This window comes from Rhizobium atlanticum, assembly GCF_030182485.1.
Taxonomy (GTDB): Bacteria; Pseudomonadota; Alphaproteobacteria; order Rhizobiales; family Rhizobiaceae; genus Rhizobium.
In genome coordinates, this window is record NZ_JAQJCJ010000016.1 from 1 (window position 1) to 22016 (window position 22016).

Sequence of the window (22016 nt, forward strand, 5' to 3'; positions counted from 1 at the left end):
CAGTAGGAGTGAATGCGGGCTCGACGCCCGCGTTCACTCCCGATACCGCCCGTAACAAATCGCGAAACGGCGAAGGCGGCCCCGATCGCTCGGGGCCGCTCGAGTCGCTCTTCAGTTCGGGCTGTTCCAGAGGATGACTTTCTTGCCGGGATCACCGCCAGGAGCCTGGGCGACGTTGCCGAAGATCACGCCGATCTCAGGGGCCTCCAGCTTGACGGAGAGATATTCCTCGCCGGTCTGGCGGGCAATGCGGTTCCACGCCGCCCCGATTTCGAAGCCGGTCTTGCGGTGGATGATGCGGTAGTCGGGTGCATCGTCGCTCGCCTTGCTGGCGTTGGGAACGATGGCGATCGGGGCGTTGACCCGGATGGTGGCAAAGATGCCTTCAAGGCTGCCGTCGGTCTTTTGCGTAAGCGTTGCGATCGTGGTTGCCATTGTATGTCTCCTTCGGTTGCTCGGGACCATTCCCGATGGCGCCCGAAGAAGGGACCGAGCCGCAGGCGTCACCGGAGCGCCAGCGCAGGGGAACCCCTTGCGGGTTGACGCTGACGGCGGCCGGTCCCTTAGAAAGGCGACACAAGAGAACGGGAATGGTCCTGAACGGCGACCGAAGCCGGTGACAACCATCACGGCAGCCCAATTCTGCGCTGAGCAAGAGGGCGAGGATCAGTGGCGCGGTGCAAGACGGCGATAGAGATGCCGACGAGACCCCGGATCGGCAAGCTCGATCGGCTCGAGCAAAAGGGGAGAGTGTCCGGCGCCTCGAATCGAGCGTCGGCAGGTCGTCTTTCGCCAGCAGCGCGGCGAGCAGGGCGGTGTTAATCCACAGGCGGACCAGGTCGGCATCCCTTGCGCGAAGGTCTTCCAAGCGATCGGCGACTTCATGCGTTTGAAGCTCAGCTCGATCTGCCATCGCAGCCGATCGGCCGAGGCGAGCCGTTCGGCGGCCAGTCGTCGGCTGTGAGCGACGTCAGCAGCAACAGCCAGCCCGCCATCTCGATGCCAGCCTGGCTGGGCTGCTATTGTGCCTTGGCGGCCAACCGGCGCTCCCGTCCCCGGGCATTCTTGGCGGCCTCGGGCGGTATTTAGACCCCTCCTCCGGGGGGTGTGGCCGAAATGCCCCGGCGGCAGCTTTTGCTGCAACTTCGACGCACAAAAGAGTCCGGGTCCCATTGTTTCGCATATGCAGCATCCCTATCTGAGTTGGATATTGAACCACCGAGAAAGGACCTCCCGTCCGATCCCCCAGCCGGGGGGCGCTGCTGCCGGGCTTTCGGCAGATCGTTGACAATTATTACCGCTCGTACATCCTGATTTCCTTGTGGACCTGCGCATGAAAATGCGTCGGCCAGGGGATTTTTGGCTCTTGGGGATGGCGTGCCTTATGAGGATCATACCGAGAATGAGCACGATCGAATCCAGCGTGTCCTCCATCCTGTTGGACCGGGTCGCCGAATGGCTGACGCATTCCTCGCTGGCCGGCGACGACCTCGAAAACATCGTGCGCGGCTTCTGCGAAAGACTTGCCGCCGCCGGCCTGCCCATCGCGCGCGTGCACCTGACCTTTTCGATGCTGCATCCGCTCTATGATGCGCTGAGCTTCACCTGGCGGCGCGCCAGCGGCGTCACCATCGAGGGCTTCCGAATGCCCGCCGGCCAGAAGCCAGACCGCTTCCTGCAGAGCCCCTATTATTACCTGCTCGACAACAACCTGCAGCACATCCGCCGGCGGCTGATGCAGGAAGGGCCGGCCGAATTCCCGATCTTCGAGGATCTGCGCAAGGACAGGATGACCGATTATCTCGCCTTCGTGCAGCCCTTCGGCGACGATTCGGTGCAAGGCATGATGGGCTCCTGGTCGACCGACCATCATAACGGTTTTACCGACGACATGATCGACGCGCTGCTCCGGATGCAGAACCATCTGGCGGTCGCCGCCAAGATGGCGGTGCTCGGCAAGCTCGCCAACAACATGCTGACCACCTATCTCGGCGGCGACGCCGGCAAGCGGGTGCTGAACGGCCAGATCCGCCGCGGAGACGGCGAAACGATCCGTGCGGCCCTCGTCATGGGCGACATGCGCGAATCCACCATGTATGCCGAAAAGGAAGGAAGGCAGGCCTATATCGATACGCTGAACCAGTTCTTCGACGCGATCGCCGCCCCCTTCAACCGCAATGGCGGCGAGATTCTGAGCTTCCTCGGCGACGGCTTTCTGGCCGTCTATCCCTGCGGGCGTCACAAAGACCCGTCCAAAATCGCCTGCGAGTCAGCACTTTCGGCCGTCTACCAGGCGCAGGCGCGGGTGGCCGAACTCAACCGCGACCGCGAGGAAAAGGGTCTGGCCAGGATCGGTTACGGTATCGGCCTGCATGTCGGCAACGTCATGTTCGGCAATGTCGGCCTCAAGGACCGGTTGACCTTCTCCGCCTTCGGATCGGCGGTCAACGAGGTGCAGCGTCTGCAGATCCTGACCAAGAAATACGGCCGAGAGGTCGTCGCCAGCCAGGCCTTCGCCGGCTATTGCGGCGGCGAATGGACGACCCTCGGCGAGGAGAAGCTGCGCGGCATCCGCCAGAAGGTGACGGTGCTACAGCCACGTGCCCCGGCCCCGGAGGTCCATGTCGACGAACATTTCCGCGAGGCCGTGCAGAACGGACTTTCCGAAGCCGAACAGGTCATTCTCCTGCACCGCGACGCCAAGAAACAGGTCAAGCGCACAAGTATGGAGAAGTTCGTCCAGTAAAACGCCAGATTGCGGCCGCTGAAATGGCGTGTTTCTTCCGGACAGAGGCGGTGAAACGCGGCAATTTCCCCTTGATTGTCATCAGCTAGACACCCCGTTTGCGGTACGATAGTGTTGCCTTAACGGGAACATAGAAGACTGGGGAATTTCGTTGGTATGGCGTCCGCTGCCGATCTGTTGCGTATTGAGAATCTCGACGTCTCCTTCTCGGTTTTCGGCGACCGTCTGCGTGTCGTAAAGGAAGCCAATCTCCGCATTCTTCCGGGCAAGGTCACCGCTCTCGTCGGTGAGTCCGGTTCCGGCAAATCGGTGATCAGCCAAGCCATCATGGGCATTCTGCCCAATCCGGCCAAGGCGTCGGGCAGCATCCTCTTCACTGACCCGCTCGACGGCAGCACGACCGATATCCTATCGTTGCCGCGCGACAGTGAAGAGATGCGCGATCTGCGCGGCAAGCGCATGGCAACGATCTTCCAGGAGCCGATGACCTCGCTGTCGCCGCTGCACACCGTCGGCAACCAGATCAGCGAAGTGCTCCTGATCCATACCGACGTCGACAAGCAGGAGGCGCGCGCCAGGACTGAGGAGATGCTCGGCCTCGTCGGCTTCTCCAATCCGCACCGCACCTACGACATGTATCCCTTCGAACTGTCGGGCGGCATGCGCCAGCGCGCGATGATCGCCATGGCGCTGATCTGCAAGCCGGCGCTGCTGATCGCCGACGAGCCGACGACGGCGCTCGACGTAACGATCCAGGCGCAGATCCTGGAATTGCTGCGCGATCTGCAGGCCAAGCTCGGCATGGCGATGCTGCTCATCACTCACGACCTCGGCATCGTCGCCAATATGGCCGACGAGGTGGTCGTCATTTATCACGGCGAGATCATGGAAGCCGGGCCGGTCGAAGCGATCTTCCGTAACCCGCAGCATCCCTATCTCAAGGCCCTGATGGCCGCCGTGCCGCATTTCGACATGAAGCCCGGCGAGCGGCTGAAGGCACTGCGCGACGTGCCGGTCAATCTCGAGACGCTGGTCGGCAAGAAAAAGCCGCTGCAGGCCGAAACCCCGGGCACGCTGCTTTCCGTCGCCAATCTGTCGAAGACCTTCAGGACCCGTAGGCGCAGCCTGTTCGGCAAGCACGAGGCCGCCGTCGTGCATGCGGTCGACGATGTCAGCTTCGACATCCGCCGCGGCGAATGCCTCGGCCTGGTCGGCGAATCCGGCTGCGGCAAGACGACACTCAGCAAGATTTTGATGCGCGCCGTCACCCCCGATGGCGGCTCTGTGGTGTTCAACGACGGCAAGGACGTCATCGACGTGCTCACCGTCAAGGGCGCCGAGCTGCAGGACCTGCGCACCAAGATCCAGATGGTGTTCCAGGATCCGGTCTCCTCACTCTCGCCGCGCATGACGGTGCGCAACATTCTGAGCGAGCCGCTCGAGATTCACGACCGCGGCGACAGTGCCGAGCGCAAGCGCAAGGTCGAGGGGCTGATGGGTGCGATCGGCCTCGACAAGCGTTACCTCAGCCGGTACCCGCACAGCTTTTCCGGCGGCCAGCGCCAGCGCATCGGCATTGCCCGCGCGCTGGCGCTCGGCCCGAAGCTTGTCATCCTCGACGAGCCGGTCTCGGCGCTCGACGTCTCCGTTCAGGCGCAGATCCTCAACCTCTTGAAGGACCTGCAGAAGGAACTGGGGCTGACCTATCTCTTCATCTCGCACAATCTCGCCGTCGTCGACTACATGGCCGACCGCATCGCCGTCATGTGCAAGGGCCGTATCGTCGAGATCGCGCCACGCGAGATCATTCTGCGCGATCCGGTGCACCCCTATACGAAATCGCTGCTCGCCGCCGTCCCCTTCCCCGATCTCGACCGGCCGCTCGACTTCAGGGCGCTCCGGGAAAACGGCGCCGCCGACAAGCAGAACTGGGGCAAGACCTTCACCGCCGAGCATGACGACGCGGCCGAGCTTGCCTATGCCGATCTCGGCGACGGCCATCTGGTGCGCGCCCGCAAGGGCGCCGATATCCGGGAGTTGCGCTGATGGTGACGCGTCGCACCTTTCTGGGCGGCCTCGTCGGTGCTGCGATCGCGCCCGCAGTGCTGCGGGCCGAGCAGGCCGGCGAGCCGGAATTCCTCAAGGAGCGGCTGGCATCAGGCAGCCTGCCGCCGATGGCAGAGCGCATTCCGCTGCGCCCGCGCATCTTCAACCTGAAGGAGATGGGGCTCGAACCCGGCGCCTATGGCGGCACGGTGCGCACCATCATCGGCAGCCAGCGCGACATCCGCTTCATGACGATTTACGGCTATGCCCGCCTGATCGGCTACGACAAGCACCTGCAGTTCCAGCCCGACATTCTGGCTGATTTCCGTTCCGAGGAAGACACGATCTTCACCTTCAGGCTGCGCGAGGGCCATAAATGGTCGGACGGGGCGCCGTTCACCGCCGATGATTTCCGCTACTGGTGGGAAGACGTCATCCTCAACGACAAGCTGACGCCGGGCGGCGGTGCGCTCGAGCTTCGTCCACACGGCAGCCTGCCGCGCTTCGAGATGCTCGATCCGCTGACGGTGCGTTATACCTGGGAAAAACCCAACCCGATGTTCCTGCCGAGCTTGGCAGGCCCGCAACCCCTCGTCATCTTCGGGCCGGCGCATTACCTCAAGCAGTTCCACAAGAAGTATCAGCCCGACCAGGCGAAGATGGAACAGATGATGCAGGCCAACCGCGCCAAGAAATGGCAGGACCTGCACATCAAGATGGCGCGCTCCTACCGGCCCGAGAATCCCAACCTGCCGACGCTGGATCCCTGGCACAATACGACGGCGCTGCCAGCCGAACAATTCGTCTTCGAGCGCAACCCGTTCTTTCATCGCGTCGACGAAAACGGCAGGCAGCTTCCCTATCTCGACCGTTTCGTCCTCAACGTCTCTTCCTCGTCGATCATCGCCGCCAAAGCGGGTGCGGGCGAGGCCGACCTGCAGGCGACCGGCATCGATTTCAACGACTACACCTTCCTTAAAGAGGCGGAGAAGCGCTTTCCCGTAAAGGTCAATCTCTGGAAGGTCGCGCGCGGCTCGCGCATCACGCTCTTGCCGAATCTCAACTGCGCCGACGAGGTGTGGCGCGGCCTTTTCCGCGACGCGCGGCTGCGCCGGGCGCTGTCGCTGGCGATCAACCGGCACGAGATCAACATGGTCGCCTTCTATGGCTTGGGCACGCCGAGCGCCGATACCGTGCTGCCCGACAGCCCGCTCTTCAAGCAGGAATATGCCGACGCCTTCGTGAAGTTCGATCCCGATGAGGCCAACCGCCTGCTCGACGAGCTTGGCCTAACCACGCGCGGCGACGACGGCATAAGGCTGCTGCCGGACGGACGGCGCGCCGAGATCACCGTCGAGACCGCCGGCGAAAGCAATCTCGATACCGACGTGCTGGAACTGGTGCACGATCACTGGGCCGATATCGGCCTTGCGCTTTATACCCGCACCTCGCAGCGCGACGTCTTCCGCAACCGCGCCATGAGCGGCACGATCATGATGTCGATCTGGTATGGTCTCGACAACGGCGTGCCGACGGCCGACATGTCGCCGTCCGGTCTTGCGCCGACGCTCGACGATCAGCTGCAATGGCCGCTCTGGGGCATGCATTATCTCTCCGCCGGCCAGGAAGGCGTCGCACCAGACCTGCCGGAAGCTGCAGAGCTGGTGGACCTGCTCGGCCAATGGGGCTCGACGGCGAAGTTCGAGGAGCGTCAGGCGATCTGGCACAAAATGCTGTCGCTCTATACGCAGCAGGTCTTCTCGATCGGCCTCATCAACAGCACGCTGCAGCCGATCCTTCGCGCCGCCAAGCTGCAGAACCTGCCGGAGAGAGCGCTCTACGGCTTCGATCCCACCTCCTATCTCGGCGTCTACATGCCGGATGTTTTCTGGTACAAGGAGGCCTGAGGCGTGCTCAGATATATTCTCTGGCGCATCGCCGCCATGGTGCCGACACTCTTCGTCATTTCGGCGCTTGTCTTCACGATCATCGAGCTGCCGCCCGGCGACTTCTTCGAGAGCCAGATCGCCGAGCTGCGCGCCTCCGGCGAGACCGCCAACCTCCAGGAAATCGAGGAAATGCGGGAGCAATACGGCTTCGACAAGCCGGAAATCGTGCGCTATTTTTACTGGGTCGCCGGAATGCTGCACGGCGATTTCGGCTATTCCTTCGAATACCAGCTGCCGGTCTCGGACGTCGTCGGCGAACGGCTGTGGCTGACGATCCTCGTCTCCTTCACGACGATCCTGCTCACCTGGCTGATCGCTTTTCCGATCGGCATCTATTCGGCGACGCATCAGTATAGCTGGGGCGATTACGGGCTGACCTTTCTCGGCCTGCTCGGCATCGCCGTTCCGAACTTCATGCTGGCCCTGATCCTGATGTATTTCGCCAATGTCTGGTTCGGGCTGTCGATCGGCCACCTGATGGACCAGCAATATCTCAACGCGCCGATGAGCTGGGAAAAGGCGAAGTCGATCCTTGCGCATCTTTGGATCCCCGTCATCATCGTCGGCACGGCCGGCACGGCCGGCATGATCCGGCGGCTGCGCGCCAATCTTCTCGACGAGATGCAGAAGCAATATGTGACGACGGCCCGCGCCAAGGGCCTGCATCCGATGCGGGCCCTGGTCAAATATCCGCTGCGCATGGCGCTCAATTTCTTCATCGCCGACATCGGCTCGATTCTGCCGTCGATCATCTCGGGCGCCGAGATCGTCGCCATCGTCCTGTCGCTGGAGACGACCGGGCCGATGCTGATCAAGGCGCTGCAGAGCCAGGACATGTATCTGGCCGGCTCCTTCCTGATGTTCCTCGCTTTCCTCAACGTCATCGGCGTGCTGATCTCCGATATCGCCCTCGGCTTCCTCGATCCCCGCATCCGACTGCAAGGCAGGAGCACCAAATAATGTCGCCCCTTCCCGCACCCGGCGCGCCGCTGCCGCATTACGTCTCCACCGCGCCCTTCGATCCGCACGGGACCGAGAGCATGACGGCGGCGCAATCGCGCATCCATCTCGCCTCGCAGAAACAGCTGATGTGGTGGAAGTTCAAGCAGCACAGGCTCGCCTTGATCTCCGGCATCTTCCTTGCCGCCATCTACCTGATGATCCTGATCGTCGAGTTCCTGGCGCCCTACGGCCTGCACACGCGCAATGTCGATTTCATCCACGCGCCACCCCAGCCCGTCCATTTCTTCGACAAGGGTGAGTTCGTCGGTCCCTTCGTCTACGGCCGCAGCATGACGCTCGATCTCGACACACTGCACCGCGTCTATACCGACAGGCCGAACGACGTGCAGCCGATCCGCTTCTTCTGCCGCGGCGACTCCTACAAATTCTGGGGTCTCGTCGCCTCGGACTACCATCTCGTGTGCCCGGCGATCGGCGGCCAGATGTTCCTGCTCGGCACCGACCGGCTCGGCCGCGACGTGCTGTCGCGCATCCTCTACGGCGCGCGCATATCGCTGACGATCGGCCTGATCGGCATTTCGATCAGCTTCGTCCTCGGCATCGTCATCGGCGGCCTTGCCGGCTACTGGGGCGGCGTCTTCGACCTCATCGTCCAGCGCCTGATCGAGGTGCTGCAATCGCTGCCGAGCCTGCCGCTGTGGATGGCGCTCGCCGCCATCATGCCTGTGACCTGGAGTCCGATCGTCATCTATTTCGGCATCACCGTCATCCTCGGCATCATCGACTGGACCGGACTGGCGCGGGCCGTGCGCTCCAAGCTTCTCGCGCTGCGTGAGGAGGATTACGTACAGGCCGCGCAGCTGATGGGCGCCAGCACGCCGCGCATCATCGGCCGGCATCTGGTGCCGGGCTTCATGTCGCATCTCATCGCTTCGGCGACAATTTCGATCCCCGGCATGATCCTCGGCGAGACGGCGCTCTCCTTCCTCGGCCTCGGTCTTCGGCCGCCGATCACCAGCTGGGGCATTCTGCTGACCGAGGCAAAAAGCGTCAGCGTCATCGCCTTCTATCCTTGGCTGCTCTTTCCGATCATTCCTGTTGTTCTTGTCATTTTGGCGTTCAACTTTCTGGGAGACGGCTTGCGCGATGCGGCAGATCCCTACAAATAGCGGGAAGCTCGGCGGCGCCTTCCGGCACCGCGCCCGCCTCTTGGCCTCCGGACGGTGGGGGTACTAATTCATGTTGTTCACCCCGGAGGGAACACCCATGGCCAGACGTCTCGAAGATGCTCGCATCCTCATGTACAGCCACGACACCTTCGGCCTCGGCCACCTTAGGCGCTGTCGCACCATCGCCCATGCGCTGGTCGAAGACTATCGCGGCCTCAACATCCTGATCATTTCGGGGGCGACGATCGCCGGCGCCTTCGATTACCGCGCCCGCGTCGACTTCGTGAAGATCCCGAGCGTCATCAAGCTGCGCAACGGCGAATATACGTCACTCGCCAGCCATATCGATCTCCACGAGACGCTGAAGATGCGCGAATCGAGCATCCGCCATACGGCCGAGACCTTCCAGCCGGATATCTTCATCGTCGACAAGGAGCCGATGGGATTGAAGGGCGAGGTCGAGGATACGCTCGCCTATCTCAAGGCCCGCGGCACCGTGCTGGTGCTCGGCCTGCGCGAGATCATGGACGCGCCGCATCTGCTCGAGGCCGAGTGGAAGAAAAACAGCATCATGCAGAAGATCGACCAATATTACGACAGCGTCTGGGTCTACGGCCCGCCTGACTTCTACGATCCGCTCGTTGGTCTCGACGTGCCGGCCAGCCTGCGCCGGAAAATGGATTTTGTCGGCTTCCTGCAGCGCAGCGTTTCCAAGGGCAAGAGCTCGATCAACGCACGCAAGGACAATTACCTGCTCGTCACCACAGGCGGCGGCGGCGACGGCTCCGATCTCGTCCACGACGTCATGAACGCCTACGAGGCCGATCCGACGCTGACGCAGAAGGCGCTCGTCGTGCTCGGGCCCTATATGCCGGCCGCCGAGCGCGCCAAGCTGGTGCAGAAGGGCGAAGCCATTCCCTATATAGAGGTGATCGAGTTCGACAATCATATGGAAGAGTTGATCGCCGGCGCCACCGGCGTCGTCGCCATGGGCGGCTACAACACCTATTGCGAGATCCTCTCCTTCGACAAGCCGGCCCTTATCGTGCCGCGCGTCAAGCCGCGCGAGGAACAGCTGCTGCGCGCAAAGCGGGCAAGTGAGCTAGGCCTCGTCGACATGCTGCTGCCGGAACAATCGGCCGATCCGGCCATCATGGCCGCGGCGCTGAAGCGCCTGCCCTCCCGGCTGCCGCCGTCGAAAAGCGGCAGCAATATGCATCTCGAAGGGCTGGACCACATCTCGCAGACTGTCGGCCGATGGCTCGACGGCCGCGCCACCCACCTTGCCGTCGTCGGCGCAGAATAGGGCACAGCCTTGCCGCCACGCCGCAAGATCCTCGTCGTGCTGAAAGGCTATCCCCGCCTTTCCGAGACCTTCATCGCCCAGGAACTGCTCGGCCTCGAACGGGCCAGCTTCGACCTGACGCTGATTTCCATGCGCCGACCGACCGACAAGAAGCGCCATCCGGTGCATGACGAGATCAAGGCGCCTGTCCTCTATCTGCCCGAATATCTGCACGATGAGCCGATCCGCGTACTGAAAGGCCTCGCCGCCGCCTACGGCAAACCCCGCTTCAAAGCGCTGATCAAACGCTTCTTTGCCGACCTCAAGCGCGATCTCTCCCGCAACCGCTTCCGCCGCCTTGGTCAAGCGCTGGTGCTGGCGCGCGAATGGCCGGATGGAGGCGAGTGGCTGCATGCCCATTTCATCCATACGCCGGCCTCGGTGACGGAATATACGAGCATCCTGACGGGCACGCCCTGGACCTGTTCGGCCCATGCCAAGGACATATGGACCTCGCCCGACTGGGAATTGAAGGAAAAGCTGAAGAGCGCCCGCTGGACCGTCACCTGCACCCGGACCGGCTACGAACACATGCGCATGCTGACATCGCGCAAGCAGGCCATACATTTGAGCTATCACGGCCTCGATCTCGCCCGCTTCGGCCATTTTTCCGGCGCGCATTCTGAGAGAACCGGCAACGACCCGGCCGATCCGGCCTTCATTCTCAGCGTCGGCCGCGCGGTCGAGAAGAAAGGCTACGACGTGTTGCTGCGGGCGCTGGCGCTGCTGCCGGCTGATCTCCATTGGCGCATGGAGCATATTGGCGGCGGCGACGAGCTTGCCCGGCTGAAGGCGCTCGCAGCCGAGCTCGGCCTCTCCCGCCGCATCGTCTGGAAGGGCGCCATGGCACAGGAAGACGTGCTCGATCACTACCGCCGCGCCGATCTCTTTGCGCTCGCCTGCCGCATCGCCGCCAACGGCGACCGCGACGGTTTGCCGAACGTGCTGGTCGAGGCCTCGAGCCAGCGCCTCGTCTGCATCTCCACGACGGTATCCGGCGTGCCGGAGCTGCTGACGGACGGCGAGAATGGCCTCGTCGTGCCGCCGGAGAATCCGGCGCTGCTCGCCAGCGCGCTGGAGGCGGCGATCCGTGATCCGGCGCTGCGCCAGCGCCTTGGCGACGCCGCGGAAAGGCGGGTGCGCGAGGAGTTCGATTATCATTCCAGCATCAGGCAGCTCGCCGGCCTGTTCGAGGCCGAATGGCAGAAGGCGTCATGATGGCACCGCGCATCTTTTTCTATGTCCAGCATCTGCTCGGCATCGGCCACATCGCCCGCGCCAGCCGCATCGCCAATGCACTCGTCAGGGACGGCTTCGACGTCACCGTCGTGACCGGCGGCCTGCCGGTGCCGGGTTTTCCCGGCGAGGGTGTGAAGACCGTCGCCCTGCCGGCGGTCGTCGCCAGCAATGCCGGTTTCTCTGGCCTTGCCGATGCTGATGGCCGGCCGGCCGGCGAAGAATTCCTGGCCGCTCGCCGGAACTTGCTGCTCGACGCCTTCCATGCCGCAAGGCCCGATGTCGTCATCATCGAGGCCTTCCCCTTCGGCCGGCGGCAGATGCGCTTCGAACTCCTGCCCCTGCTTCAAGCGATCGAACAGGCCGAACCGCGGCCAAAACTCGTCAGCTCGGTGCGCGACATCCTGCAGGAAAACCGCAAGGCCGGCCGCGACGCCGAGACGGTCGCCCTGGTCAAGGATCACTTCGACGCCGTGCTTGTCCATGGCGATCCCGGCTTCGTCAGGCTCGAGGATACCTTCCCGCTGACGCCTGAGATCGCCGACAGGCTGCGTTATACCGGCCTCGTCGCGCCGCCGCCGGCGCCCGAACCGACGGAAACCTTCGACATCATCGCATCGGCCGGCGGCGGCGCGGTCGGCGCCGAGCTGATCGGCGCGGCGAAGGAGGCGGCGGCGCTGCTGCCGGTCGATCTTCGCTGGCTGCTGATCTCGGGTCCCAACCTGCCGGAGGCCGATTTCGCCAGACTGTCGCGGGACGCAGCCCCGAATGTGACGCTGGTGCGCTTCCGCAGGGATTTTCCTTCGCTCTTGCGCGGTGCCAGGGTATCGATCTCGCAGGCCGGCTACAACACCGTCGGCGACCTCTTGCGCACCGAGTGCCGGCCGATCCTCATCCCTTTCGTCGCCGGCGGCGAGACCGAGCAGACGGTGCGCGCCGAACGGCTGCAGGCGCTGGGTCTTGCCGATGTCCTGCCGGAACAGGGGCTGACCTCGGCCCATATGAAAGAGGCTGTCGAAAAGGCGCTGGCAGCGCCTCGGCAGGAGCCGGTCTCGCTCGATCTCGACGGGGCGGAGAAGACGGCTGCCATCATTCGCTCCCTGATTGCCGAATCGCTCGCCTAATTTAAAAGTCCTGTGATATAAGCAGAGTTCCGGCGAGAATCGGCCTTTCTGCAGCCGGTCCCTTCGCCTTGTTTTCATTGCGATATCGGCGGTCCGGCTGCATGGTCCTGTTCTCGACAATTCCTGCCCTCCCCGCGCCCGGATCGCGCCTTCGGAATTTCCCAGCACGCTGACGGTTAGCCATGGAAAAGAGCCTCGCCCGCTATATCTGGAAGAACACGCGGCTGCAGCAGCTGTGGATCCTGGCTGTCGTCGCGGCCTCAATGCTCCCCTATTTCCTGTCCTTCGATCTGCCGAAGCAGATCGTCAACGGACCGATCCAGGGCGACGGCTTTGAAGGCCCCGGCGCAACCCAGACCTTCATGCATATCGCCTATGACATTCCGCTGATCGGCCATGTCGAATTCTTCAAGGGCGTGCAGCTCGACCGTTTCCAGATGCTGATGGCTCTCAGTCTGGTATTCCTGGCGCTGGTGGTGCTGAACGGGCTCTTCAAGTTCTACATCAACACCTATAAGGGCCGGCTCGGCGAACGCATGCTGCGGCGCATCCGCTTCGAACTGATCGACCGGGTGCTGCGGTTTCCGCCGGCCCATTTCAAGCGGGTGAAATCGGCCGAGATCGCCACGATGATCAAGGACGAGGTGGAGCCGATGGGCGGCTTCACCGGCGACGCCTTCGTCTCGCCTGCCCTGCTCGGCGGCCAGGCGATCACCGCGCTCGCCTTCATCATCGTGCAGAATTTCTGGCTCGGCATGATCGCCGCCGCCATCGTCGGCGTCCAGGCGGTCGTCATCCCGCGCATGCGCAAGCGCCTGCTGGATCTCGGCCGCCAGCGGCAGCTGACGGCGCGCGAGCTTTCCGGCCGCGTTGGCGAAATCGTCGAGGGCATCGGCACGATCCACGGCAACGACACATCTAACCTCGAACGCGCCGATATCGCCTGGCGGCTCGGCCGCATCTTCTCGATCCGCTACGACCTTTACCAGTGGAAGTTCCTGGTGAAGTTCATCAATAACTTTCTCGCCCAGGTCACGCCTTTCCTGTTCTACGCGATCGGCGGTTATCTCGCGCTGCAGGGCCGGCTCGACATCGGCCAGCTCGTCGCCGTCATATCAGCCTACAAAGACCTGCCCGGGCCGCTGAAGGAACTGATCGACTGGGACCAGATGCGCCAGGACGTGCAGGTGAAATATCAGCAGGTCTACGAGCAGTTCAACGTCGAGCCCTTGATCGAGAGCCACATCCAGGAATTGGCGACCGCACCCGTGGGCCCACTGACCAGCGCACTCGTCGTCACCAATCTGACGCTCTCCGACGACAGCGGCGCCCGCCTCGTCGACCACGTCTCGGTCGAAATCAAGCCGAACGAGACGGTTGCGATCGTCGGTCCGAACGGCAGCGGCGCCGAAGCCTTCGCCGAAGCGCTCGGCCGGATGATCTGGCCCGACTCCGGCCGCATCACCATCGACGGACGCGACCTGCTCGAGCTGCCGGAATCGATCACCGGCCGCCGCATCTCCTATGCCTCGGCCGACACCTTCTTCTTCCATGGCACGCTCGCCAGCAATCTGCTCTACGGCCTCAAGCACGCGCCGATGATCGACGCCGTCTACGACGAGAAGGAAGCGCAGGAGTATAAATGGCATTCCATCGAGGCGGTGAAGGCCGGCAACCCGACGCTCGACCTCAACAGCGATTGGGTGGATTACCAGGCGGCCGGCGCCAATGGACCGGAAGATCTCCTGAAAGCTATCCGGCCGGTGCTCGACGCCGTGCAGATTTCGCAGGACATCCTCGATCTGGCGCTGCGCTCGAACGTCAATACCGAGGTGCATGTGGCGGTCAGCGACCATGTCGTGGCGCTGCGCGCGTCGCTGCGCGACCGGCTGCGCGACGAAGGTCTTGATGGCATCGTCGTGCCTTTCGATTTTGACGCCTACAACGCCCAGGCGACGGTCGGTGAGAACCTGCTCTTCGGCACGATGAAGCGGCCGCTGATGACCAATCGCCGGCTTGCCGCCCATCCCTATTTCCAGCAGCTGTTCCGCGAGACGGGCCTAAGCACCGATCTCTACGCCATGGGCCTCGAGATCGCCGAAAACGCCGTCGAACTCTTCCATGACCTGCCGCCGGATCATCCTTTCTTTCAGCAGCTGACCTTCATGACGGCGGACGACATTCCGACCTATCAGGCGCTGCTGCAGAAGCTGCAAAGCCGCCGCTTCGAGGATGCGACACCTGAGGAGCGCTCCGCCATCATCCGGCTGAGCTTCGCCTATATTGAGCCGCGCCATCGCTTCGGCCTTTTGACCAACGAGCTGATGGACAAGATCGTCAGCGCCCGCAAGCAGTTCCATGCGCATATTCCGGCCGATCTCGCCGAGCTGATAGAGCGCTACGACGCCGAGCGTTTCACCCCGTCGGCAAGCCTGATGGACAATGTGCTCTTCGGCCGTATCGCCTATCAGCAGGCCGACGCCTCCGACCGCATCCGCGCCATCATGGGCGAGCTCTTCGACGCACTCGACCTTTATGACGATGTTCTGTCGATCGGCCTCGAATTCGACGTCGGCTCCGGCGGCAAGCGGCTGACCATGGTGCAGCGCCAGAAGCTGAACCTGGCCCGCGCGCTTCTGAAGCGCTCGGACTATTTCGTCTTCAACCGGCCGCTGTCGGCACTCGACCAGCGCGTTCAGGATCAGATCACCCGCAACATCATCGAAGACCTGCATAAGGAAGGTGAGCGCCCGGCGATCATCTGGGTGCTTTCGAATGCGCGGCTTGCCGAAATGTTCGACCGGATCTTGCTCTTCGACCGCGGCGGGCTGGCGGAAGCTGGAAACTATCCGGAACTTTCCGAGAAAAACGGTATGTTCAAGGAACTGTTATCGTAATATTCTATGGGGGCGGCGATGGTAGGCGTTCCCGGGGGAACGCCCGGAATTGAGACGCCTGGTTCCAAGAACCCTGCGTCAGGGGATTGAAACGCTCATGCTGTTGAGAGACGAAGTCGAAATGCTGCGCCGGGTGCCGATCTTTTCCAGGATTGCACCAGCGAAACTCAAGCTTTTGGCCTTCACCTCCGACCGCATGACCTACAAAGCCGGTCAGGATCTCTTCCACCAGGGCGATGTCGGCGACGCCGCCTATGTCATCCTCTCCGGCAGCGCCGATATCATCGTCTCCTCGCCGGCAGGCGAGATCAAGGTCGCCGACGTAGAGCTCAATTCCATCGTCGGCGAAATCGCCATTCTCTGCGATGTCTCACGCACGGCGACAGTGCGGGCCACCTCGCCCCTCGAAGTATTGCGCATCAGCAAAGAGCACTTTTTAAAGCTGCTCAGCGACTTCCCCGAAATGGCCGTGGAAATCATGCGCGTGCTCGCCGACCGCCTTAATCACACGACGGCGGAATTGACCGCAGCGCGGGCGGCAAAGCAGCCGCAGATGGCGCAGTAAGATCAAATCAAGATTTCGGCGGCCATTTCTGCGCGCCATGGACGAGGCGCAGCATTTCCGTTTGATGTCCTGACGTGTTGTATTTGCAATGGCCAGCAGATGCAGGCGGCAGGCCACCGCTGCTGCAGCCTTTGTGCCGCGTGGCTGCCCCTCACCCTAACCCTCTCCCCGTAAACGGGGCGAGGGGACGTGCACAGCGAGAGGCTGGCGGGGAACAGAGGGCTCGCGGCTTGCCCCCTTCGCCCCGCAGGCGGGGAGCAGGTGCTGGCAGGCGGATGAGGGGCTGGTGTCCGAGGCGCGAGCCCGTGTCCAAATTCGCCTATTCACGCTGCTCCAGTGCCCTGCTGAAAGGCGAGTGCTGCCGCGGGCAGATGGCGCCGGACAGTAGTAATCGACGAAATTCAGGCCGAAGCGGCCAAGCGACTCAGAATACGCCTATTCAAACGGGCCTCGGCCTTCGACGAAGGCGGCAATATCCGACCTCAACGGAGATCGCGCTGTAAGCGCATCGAGCCGATAAAAATCATGCTGCTTGCCGGCGTAGATTTTCCAGCACTGGGGAACAGCGTTGTTCCAGCTTTCAGTTGGCCGGTATGGATCGAGCTCTCCCCAGAAGACCATGGTGGGTATATCGAGGGGAGACGTTTCGAAGCGCAACCTGGTTGATGACACGCAGATCAGCGCCTGGAGTTCAAGACCCTCTCTGACCGCATTCCACAGAGCCGTTCCACCGGCGCTAAAACCGATCCCCAAGCACCCGCGTCCGTCGATCTCACGAAGTGCCCGGATCGCATGCCGCATGCCTTCCTGGTTGAAGAGATGGTCGTGAAGCGCGTTCCCACGTAGATCAGGACGCCCACTCAGGTCGGCCAGTTGCAAACCATGGCGCTGAAAGCTGCCAGCATCCAGCAGCTCGACAAAGGTTTCGGGAAAGCCGTGGATATCGCCAACGACCAAATGTTGCATTTCGACGATGCCGCTCTTCTCTGCGATAGATGCTAAGGCAGCCGCCGGTTTCCCGGCGGACTGTCTCGATCCTATTCCCGCTGTTCCAGCGCCTTGCTGAAGGCCAGCGCGGCCAGCGTGCAGATGGCGCCGGAGAGAAGGTAGTAACCGACGAAGGTCAGGCCGAAACGGCTGGAGAGGCTGAGCGCCACCAGCGGCGCAAAGCCTGCGCCGACCAGCCAGGCGAGATCCGAGGTGAAGGCTGCACCGGTATAGCGATAGCCGCGGCCGAAGCGCGACGAGATCGAGCCTGTCGCCTGGCCGAAGGACAGGCCGAGCACGCCGAAGCCGATGATGACAAAAGCGTCGTGGCCATTATTGCCGGAGGCGATCAGGATCGGCCCGATAAAGCTGAAGACGGCGATGATGACGGCGCAGATGGCAAGCTGGGCGCGGCGCCCGATGCGGTCGGCGATCAGGCCCGAGGCGATGATGGCGATGACGCCGACCATGGCGCCGATCACCTGCACCACCATGAAAGTGCCGATCGGCTGGTTGCCGTAAAGGCTCATCCAGCCGAGAGGGAAGATGGTGACTAGGTGGAACATGGCGAAACTGGCGAGCGGCACGAAGGCGCCGATCAGGATGTCGCGGCCGTGAACGCGCAGCACCTGGAGGATCGGTGCGGCCTCCAGCTCATGCTGCTCCAAAAGCGTGCCGAATTCCTTGGTCATGACCAGGCGCAGACGCGCAAACAGCGCCACGACGTTGATCGCGAAGGCGACGAAGAAGGGATAACGCCAGCCCCAGGAGAGGAAATCCTCGCTGGACAGGTTGGCGACGAAATAACCGAAGAGCGTGCTTGCCAGTGCAAAGCCGATCGGTGCGCCGAGCTGCGGGATCATCGCGTACCAGCCGCGGTGATTGGGCGGCGCGTTGAGCGCGAGCAGCGATGCCAGACCGTCCCAGGCGCCGCCGAGCGCGAAGCCCTGGCCGAGACGGAAGAGCGCCAGCAGGGCGATCGACCAGACGCCGATCTCAGCATATCCGGGCAGGAAAGCGATCGAGGCCGTGGAACCGCCGAGCAGGAAGAGTGCAATCGTGAGCTTTGTGCCGCGCCCGTACATCCGGTCGATGGTCATGAAGACCACGGACCCGACGGGGCGGGCGAGGAAGGCGAGCGAGAAGATGGCGAAGGAATAGAGCGTCGCCGTCAGCCTGTCCGGTGCGAAGGGAAAGACGAGCTGCGGAAAAACGAGGACCGAGGCGAGGCCATAGACGAAGAAATCAAAGAATTCCGACATGCGGCCGATCACCACGCCGATGGCGATACTGCCCGGCGAAACCGGCTTGTCGTCGTGAATGCGCCGCGCGTCGCGTTCGAGCGACGACGATGACGGTCCGTAATGCGATGTTGTAGCCATGAAAAACGCCTCCTCGTTAAGGCGCTTCCGGCAAGGCGCCCCAGGCTGATCTTGATCAAACCCGCAGGCTTATCAAGTCCGCAATATGGAAATAGTTCATCATCGCGGCGCAAATCGAGCCGTGTCAGGAAAAATTGCGTTGCCCCAGCCGCTATTTTTCCGGTGCAAAAGCTGGCCTGGCCGGCTCTTGCGGATATATTGAGGGGACATGCGCGCGCAAAAAATCCTTCTCAATTTTATCAGGATTTCAAAGCAATAGCGCAACATGATTTCTGCCGCACTGCGGCATCTTTGCTGCACTGCGACTTTCCGCCTCATGTCGCTATCGGGTTCAGTGCTTTAGTCGCGGTCAAAACGAAACAACAAGAGCTTAGAGACGTGCAAAAACTCGTGAAGTTTTCCCGCCTTCTATCCGTCTTGCCGCTGCTTTTCCTGGCAGGATGCAACATGGTGGTCATGGCGCCCTCAGGCGACATCGCCGTGCAACAGCGCGATCTCATCGTCATCTCGACGGTGCTGATGCTTTTGATCATCGTCCCGGTGATCTTCCTGACGCTGCTCTTCGCCTGGCGCTACCGCCGCTCCAACACGGCCGCCGCTTACGCGCCGGAATGGCATCATTCGACCCGCCTCGAAATCGTCATCTGGGCGGCCCCCCTGGCGATCATCATTGCGCTCGGGGCCGTCACCTGGATTTCCACGCATAAGCTCGATCCCTACCGACCGCTCGACCGCCTCGATGCCGAGCGCGCCATCCCGGCCGATACCAAGCCGCTGACCGTCGAGGTCGTGGCGCTCGACTGGAAATGGCTGTTCTTCTATCCCGAACTCGGCATCGCCACAGTCAACGAGATGGCCGCCCCTGTCGACACGCCGATCAATTTCAAGATCACCGCCTCCTCGGTGATGAACTCCTTCTACATCCCGGCTCTTGCCGGCCAGATCTACGCCATGCCCGGCATGGAGACGAAGCTGCACGCCGTCATCAACCGGGAGGGCGAATATGAAGGCTTCTCCGCCAATTACAGCGGCGCCGGCTTCTCGCACATGCGTTTCAAGTTCCATGGCCTAACCCGCGAAGGCTTCGACGCCTGGATGGCCAAGGTCAAGCAGCAGGGCACGATGCTCAACCGCGACGCCTATCTGACGCTTGAGAAGCCGAGCGAGAAGGAGCCGGTGCGCTACTATGCAGGCGCCGACGCCGATCTCTACGACGCCATCCTCAACATGTGCGCCACGCCAGGCAAGATGTGCATGAACGAGATGATGCACATCGATATGATGGGTGGCGGCGGCAAGGAAAGTGCTGAAAACCGCGAGAAGCTGCAATACGACAACCGCCATGCCGGCGAAGGCGTCGTCGAGCCTGGGGCCACCGTGCCGGCAACAGGCGTCCCGGCAAAGGCAGAGCCGCCGCGTAATCCCGGAGGCAGCATGCAGCACGACATGCCCGGCATGAAGGGCATGCCCGGGATGGATATGCAGCATGACGGCCATTCCATGCCCGGCTCGGGCAACGGCGCCGATCCGGCGCCGACGCAGCTCAACAACAACAATTAACCTGGCGCTTTGCGTCGCAAGACATAATGAACGGGTTGTTCCATGTTTTCCAATCCTGACCTCCTGAAGTTGATCTTCGGCCGGTTGACCCTCGACGCCATCCCCTATCACGAGCCGATTCTGGTCGTGACCTTCATCGGCGTCGTCATCGGCGGTCTCGCCGTGCTCGGCGCCATCACCTATTTCAAATTCTGGGGTCCGCTCTGGCACGACTGGATCTGCAGCGTCGATCACAAGAAGATCGGCATCATGTATGTGATCCTCGCAGTGATCATGCTGCTACGCGGCTTTTCCGACGCGATCCTGATGCGAGTCCAGCAGGCGATCGCCTTCAACGGTTCGGAGGGCTACCTGCCGCCGCACCACTACGACCAGATCTTCACCGCCCACGGCGTCATCATGATCTTCTTCGTGGCGATGCCCTTCGTCACCGGTCTGATGAACTTCGTGGTGCCGCTGCAGATCGGCGCGCGCGACGTCTCCTTCCCCTTCCTCAATAACTTCTCCTTCTGGATGACCACCGCCGGCGCGATCATCATCATGCTGTCGCTGTTCATCGGCGAATTTGCCCAGACCGGCTGGCTCGCCTATCCGCCGCTGTCGGGCGCCGCCTACAGTCCGGGCGTCGGCGTCGACTATTATATCTGGGGCCTGCAGGTGGCGGGTGTCGGAACGACGCTGTCGGGAATCAACCTGATCGCCACCATCGTCAAGATGCGCGCGCCCGGCATGACCTTCATGAAAATGCCGGTCTTCACCTGGACAGCGCTCTGCACCAACGTGCTGATCGTCGCCTCCTTCCCGATCCTGACGGCAACGCTCGCGCTGCTGTCGCTCGACCGCTATGCCGGGACGAACTTCTTCACCAACGACCTCGGCGGCAATCCGATGATGTACATCAACCTCATCTGGATCTGGGGCCATCCCGAGGTCTACATCCTGGTGCTGCCGGCCTTCGGCATCTTCTCGGAAGTCGTCGCCACCTTCTCCGGCAAACGCCTGTTCGGCTATGCCTCGATGGTCTACGCCACCTGCGTGATCATGATCCTGTCCTACATCGTCTGGCTGCACCATTTCTTCACGATGGGCTCGGGCGCCAGCGTCAACTCCTTCTTCGGCATCACCACGATGATCATCTCGATCCCCACGGGAGCGAAGATCTTCAACTGGCTCTTCACCATGTATCGCGGCCGTATCCGCTACGAGGTGCCGATGCTGTGGACGGTCGGCTTCATGGTGACCTTCGTCATCGGCGGCATGACCGGCGTCATGCTGGCGGTGCCGCCGGCGGACTTCGTGCTGCACAATTCGCTGTTCCTCATCGCCCATTTCCACAACGTCATCATCGGCGGCGTTCTGTTCGGCATGTTCGCCGGCGTGAACTACTGGTTTCCGAAGGCCTTCGGCTTCAAGCTCGATCCGTTCTGGGGCAAGATGAGCTTCTGGTTCTGGCAGATCGGCTTCTGGTTCGCCTTCATGCCGCTCTACGTGCTCGGCCTGATGGGCGTCACCCGCCGCATGAGCCAGTTCGAGGACCCGTCACTGCAGATCTGGTTCATCATCGCCGCCTTCGGCGTCGGACTGATTGCGCTCGGCATCGCCGCTTTCCTGATCCAGATCGTCGTCAGCTTCATGAAACGCGAGGAACTGCGTGACGACAGCGGCGATCCCTGGGACGGCCGTACGCTGGAATGGTCGACCTCCTCGCCGCCGCCGGACTACAACTTCGCCTTCACGCCCGTCGTCCACGACCATGACAGCTGGTACGACATGAAAAGGCGCGGCTACGAGCGCCCGCTCGGCGGCTTCAAGCCGATCCACATGCCGAAGAATACCGGCACCGGCGCCATCCTGTCGGCAATCAGCGTCGCGCTTGCCTTCGGCCTGATCTGGTACATGTGGTGGCTGGTGATCGTTTCCGCCATCGCGCTGCTTGCCGTGGCGATCGGCCATACCTTCAACTACAAACGCGACTTCTACATTCCCGCCGGCAAGGTGACCGAAACGGAAGGCAAGCGCACGGCGCTGCTTGCCGAGCAGGTGTAAT

Annotated in this window: 15 protein-coding genes; 12 read left to right on the forward strand and 3 right to left on the reverse strand. The window is 62.4% G+C overall.

Annotation, left to right across the window (positions count from 1 at the left end; all coding sequences use genetic code 11):
* Positions 1–111: 111 nt before the first annotated feature.
* Positions 112–435: a DUF736 domain-containing protein gene (locus PH551_RS22155; protein WP_085780892.1), complete on the reverse strand. Its 324-nt coding sequence runs from the start codon at positions 433–435 to the stop codon at positions 112–114.
* A gap of 967 nt (positions 436–1402) precedes the next feature.
* On the opposite strand from PH551_RS22155, the gene PH551_RS22160 reads away from it, so the two are divergent.
* The 10 genes from PH551_RS22160 (at position 1403) to PH551_RS22205 (ending at position 16040) form a co-directional block, all read left to right on the forward strand.
* The gene (locus PH551_RS22160; RefSeq protein ID WP_285195001.1) at positions 1403–2746 is read left to right on the forward strand and encodes an adenylate/guanylate cyclase domain-containing protein; all 1344 of its coding nucleotides are present in this window, start codon (positions 1403–1405) and stop codon (positions 2744–2746) included.
* Between the two features lie 156 nt (positions 2747–2902).
* On the forward strand, positions 2903–4792 hold the full coding sequence (locus tag PH551_RS22165) for an ABC transporter ATP-binding protein (protein WP_285195002.1): 1890 nt from the start codon (positions 2903–2905) through the stop codon (positions 4790–4792).
* On the forward strand, positions 4792–6699 hold the full coding sequence (locus PH551_RS22170) for an ABC transporter substrate-binding protein (RefSeq protein WP_285195003.1): 1908 nt from the start codon (positions 4792–4794) through the stop codon (positions 6697–6699). The genes PH551_RS22165 and PH551_RS22170 overlap by 1 nt, the downstream gene beginning before the upstream one ends.
* Positions 6700–6702: 3 nt before the next feature.
* Positions 6703–7701: an ABC transporter permease gene (locus tag PH551_RS22175; protein WP_085780650.1), complete on the forward strand. Its 999-nt coding sequence runs from the start codon at positions 6703–6705 to the stop codon at positions 7699–7701.
* Positions 7701–8873, forward strand: coding sequence for an ABC transporter permease (locus PH551_RS22180; RefSeq protein ID WP_285195004.1), 1173 nt, complete (start codon positions 7701–7703; stop codon positions 8871–8873). The genes PH551_RS22175 and PH551_RS22180 overlap by 1 nt, the downstream gene beginning before the upstream one ends.
* 97 nt (positions 8874–8970) lie before the next feature.
* Complete coding sequence (locus tag PH551_RS22185; RefSeq protein ID WP_085780648.1) at positions 8971–10179, forward strand: glycosyltransferase family protein; 1209 nt, start codon at positions 8971–8973, stop codon at positions 10177–10179.
* A 9-nt stretch (positions 10180–10188) separates the two neighbouring features.
* Positions 10189–11436 carry a glycosyltransferase gene (locus PH551_RS22190; RefSeq protein ID WP_285195005.1) on the forward strand — a complete coding sequence of 416 codons (1248 nt, stop codon included), beginning with the start codon at positions 10189–10191 and terminating at the stop codon, positions 11434–11436.
* On the forward strand, positions 11418–12578 hold the full coding sequence (locus PH551_RS22195) for a glycosyltransferase family protein (RefSeq protein WP_285195006.1): 1161 nt from the start codon (positions 11418–11420) through the stop codon (positions 12576–12578). The genes PH551_RS22190 and PH551_RS22195 overlap by 19 nt, the downstream gene beginning before the upstream one ends.
* A gap of 182 nt (positions 12579–12760) precedes the next feature.
* On the forward strand, positions 12761–15475 hold the full coding sequence (locus PH551_RS22200; RefSeq protein ID WP_285195007.1) for an ABC transporter ATP-binding protein: 2715 nt from the start codon (positions 12761–12763) through the stop codon (positions 15473–15475).
* Between the two features lie 97 nt (positions 15476–15572).
* A complete protein-coding gene (locus PH551_RS22205) occupies positions 15573–16040 on the forward strand; it encodes a cyclic nucleotide-binding domain-containing protein (RefSeq protein WP_004679746.1) in 468 nt (155 codons plus the stop codon).
* A 435-nt stretch (positions 16041–16475) separates the two neighbouring features.
* Here the strand turns inward: PH551_RS22205 and PH551_RS22210 are convergent, their stop codons facing one another.
* Positions 16476–17006, reverse strand: coding sequence for a dienelactone hydrolase family protein (locus PH551_RS22210; RefSeq protein WP_285195010.1), 531 nt, complete (start codon positions 17004–17006; stop codon positions 16476–16478).
* Positions 17007–17077: 71 nt separating this feature from the next.
* Positions 17078–18409 (reverse strand): MFS transporter, encoded by a 1332-nt coding sequence (locus tag PH551_RS22215; protein WP_085780643.1) that lies wholly within the window; start codon positions 18407–18409, stop codon positions 17078–17080.
* Positions 18410–18787: 378 nt separating this feature from the next.
* On the opposite strand from PH551_RS22215, the gene cyoA reads away from it, so the two are divergent.
* Positions 18788–19969, forward strand: coding sequence for a ubiquinol oxidase subunit II (cyoA, locus tag PH551_RS22220; protein ID WP_285195012.1), 1182 nt, complete (start codon positions 18788–18790; stop codon positions 19967–19969).
* A gap of 42 nt (positions 19970–20011) precedes the next feature.
* Positions 20012–22015: a cytochrome o ubiquinol oxidase subunit I gene (gene cyoB / locus PH551_RS22225; protein ID WP_097598797.1), complete on the forward strand. Its 2004-nt coding sequence runs from the start codon at positions 20012–20014 to the stop codon at positions 22013–22015.
* Position 22016 lies beyond the last annotated feature (1 nt).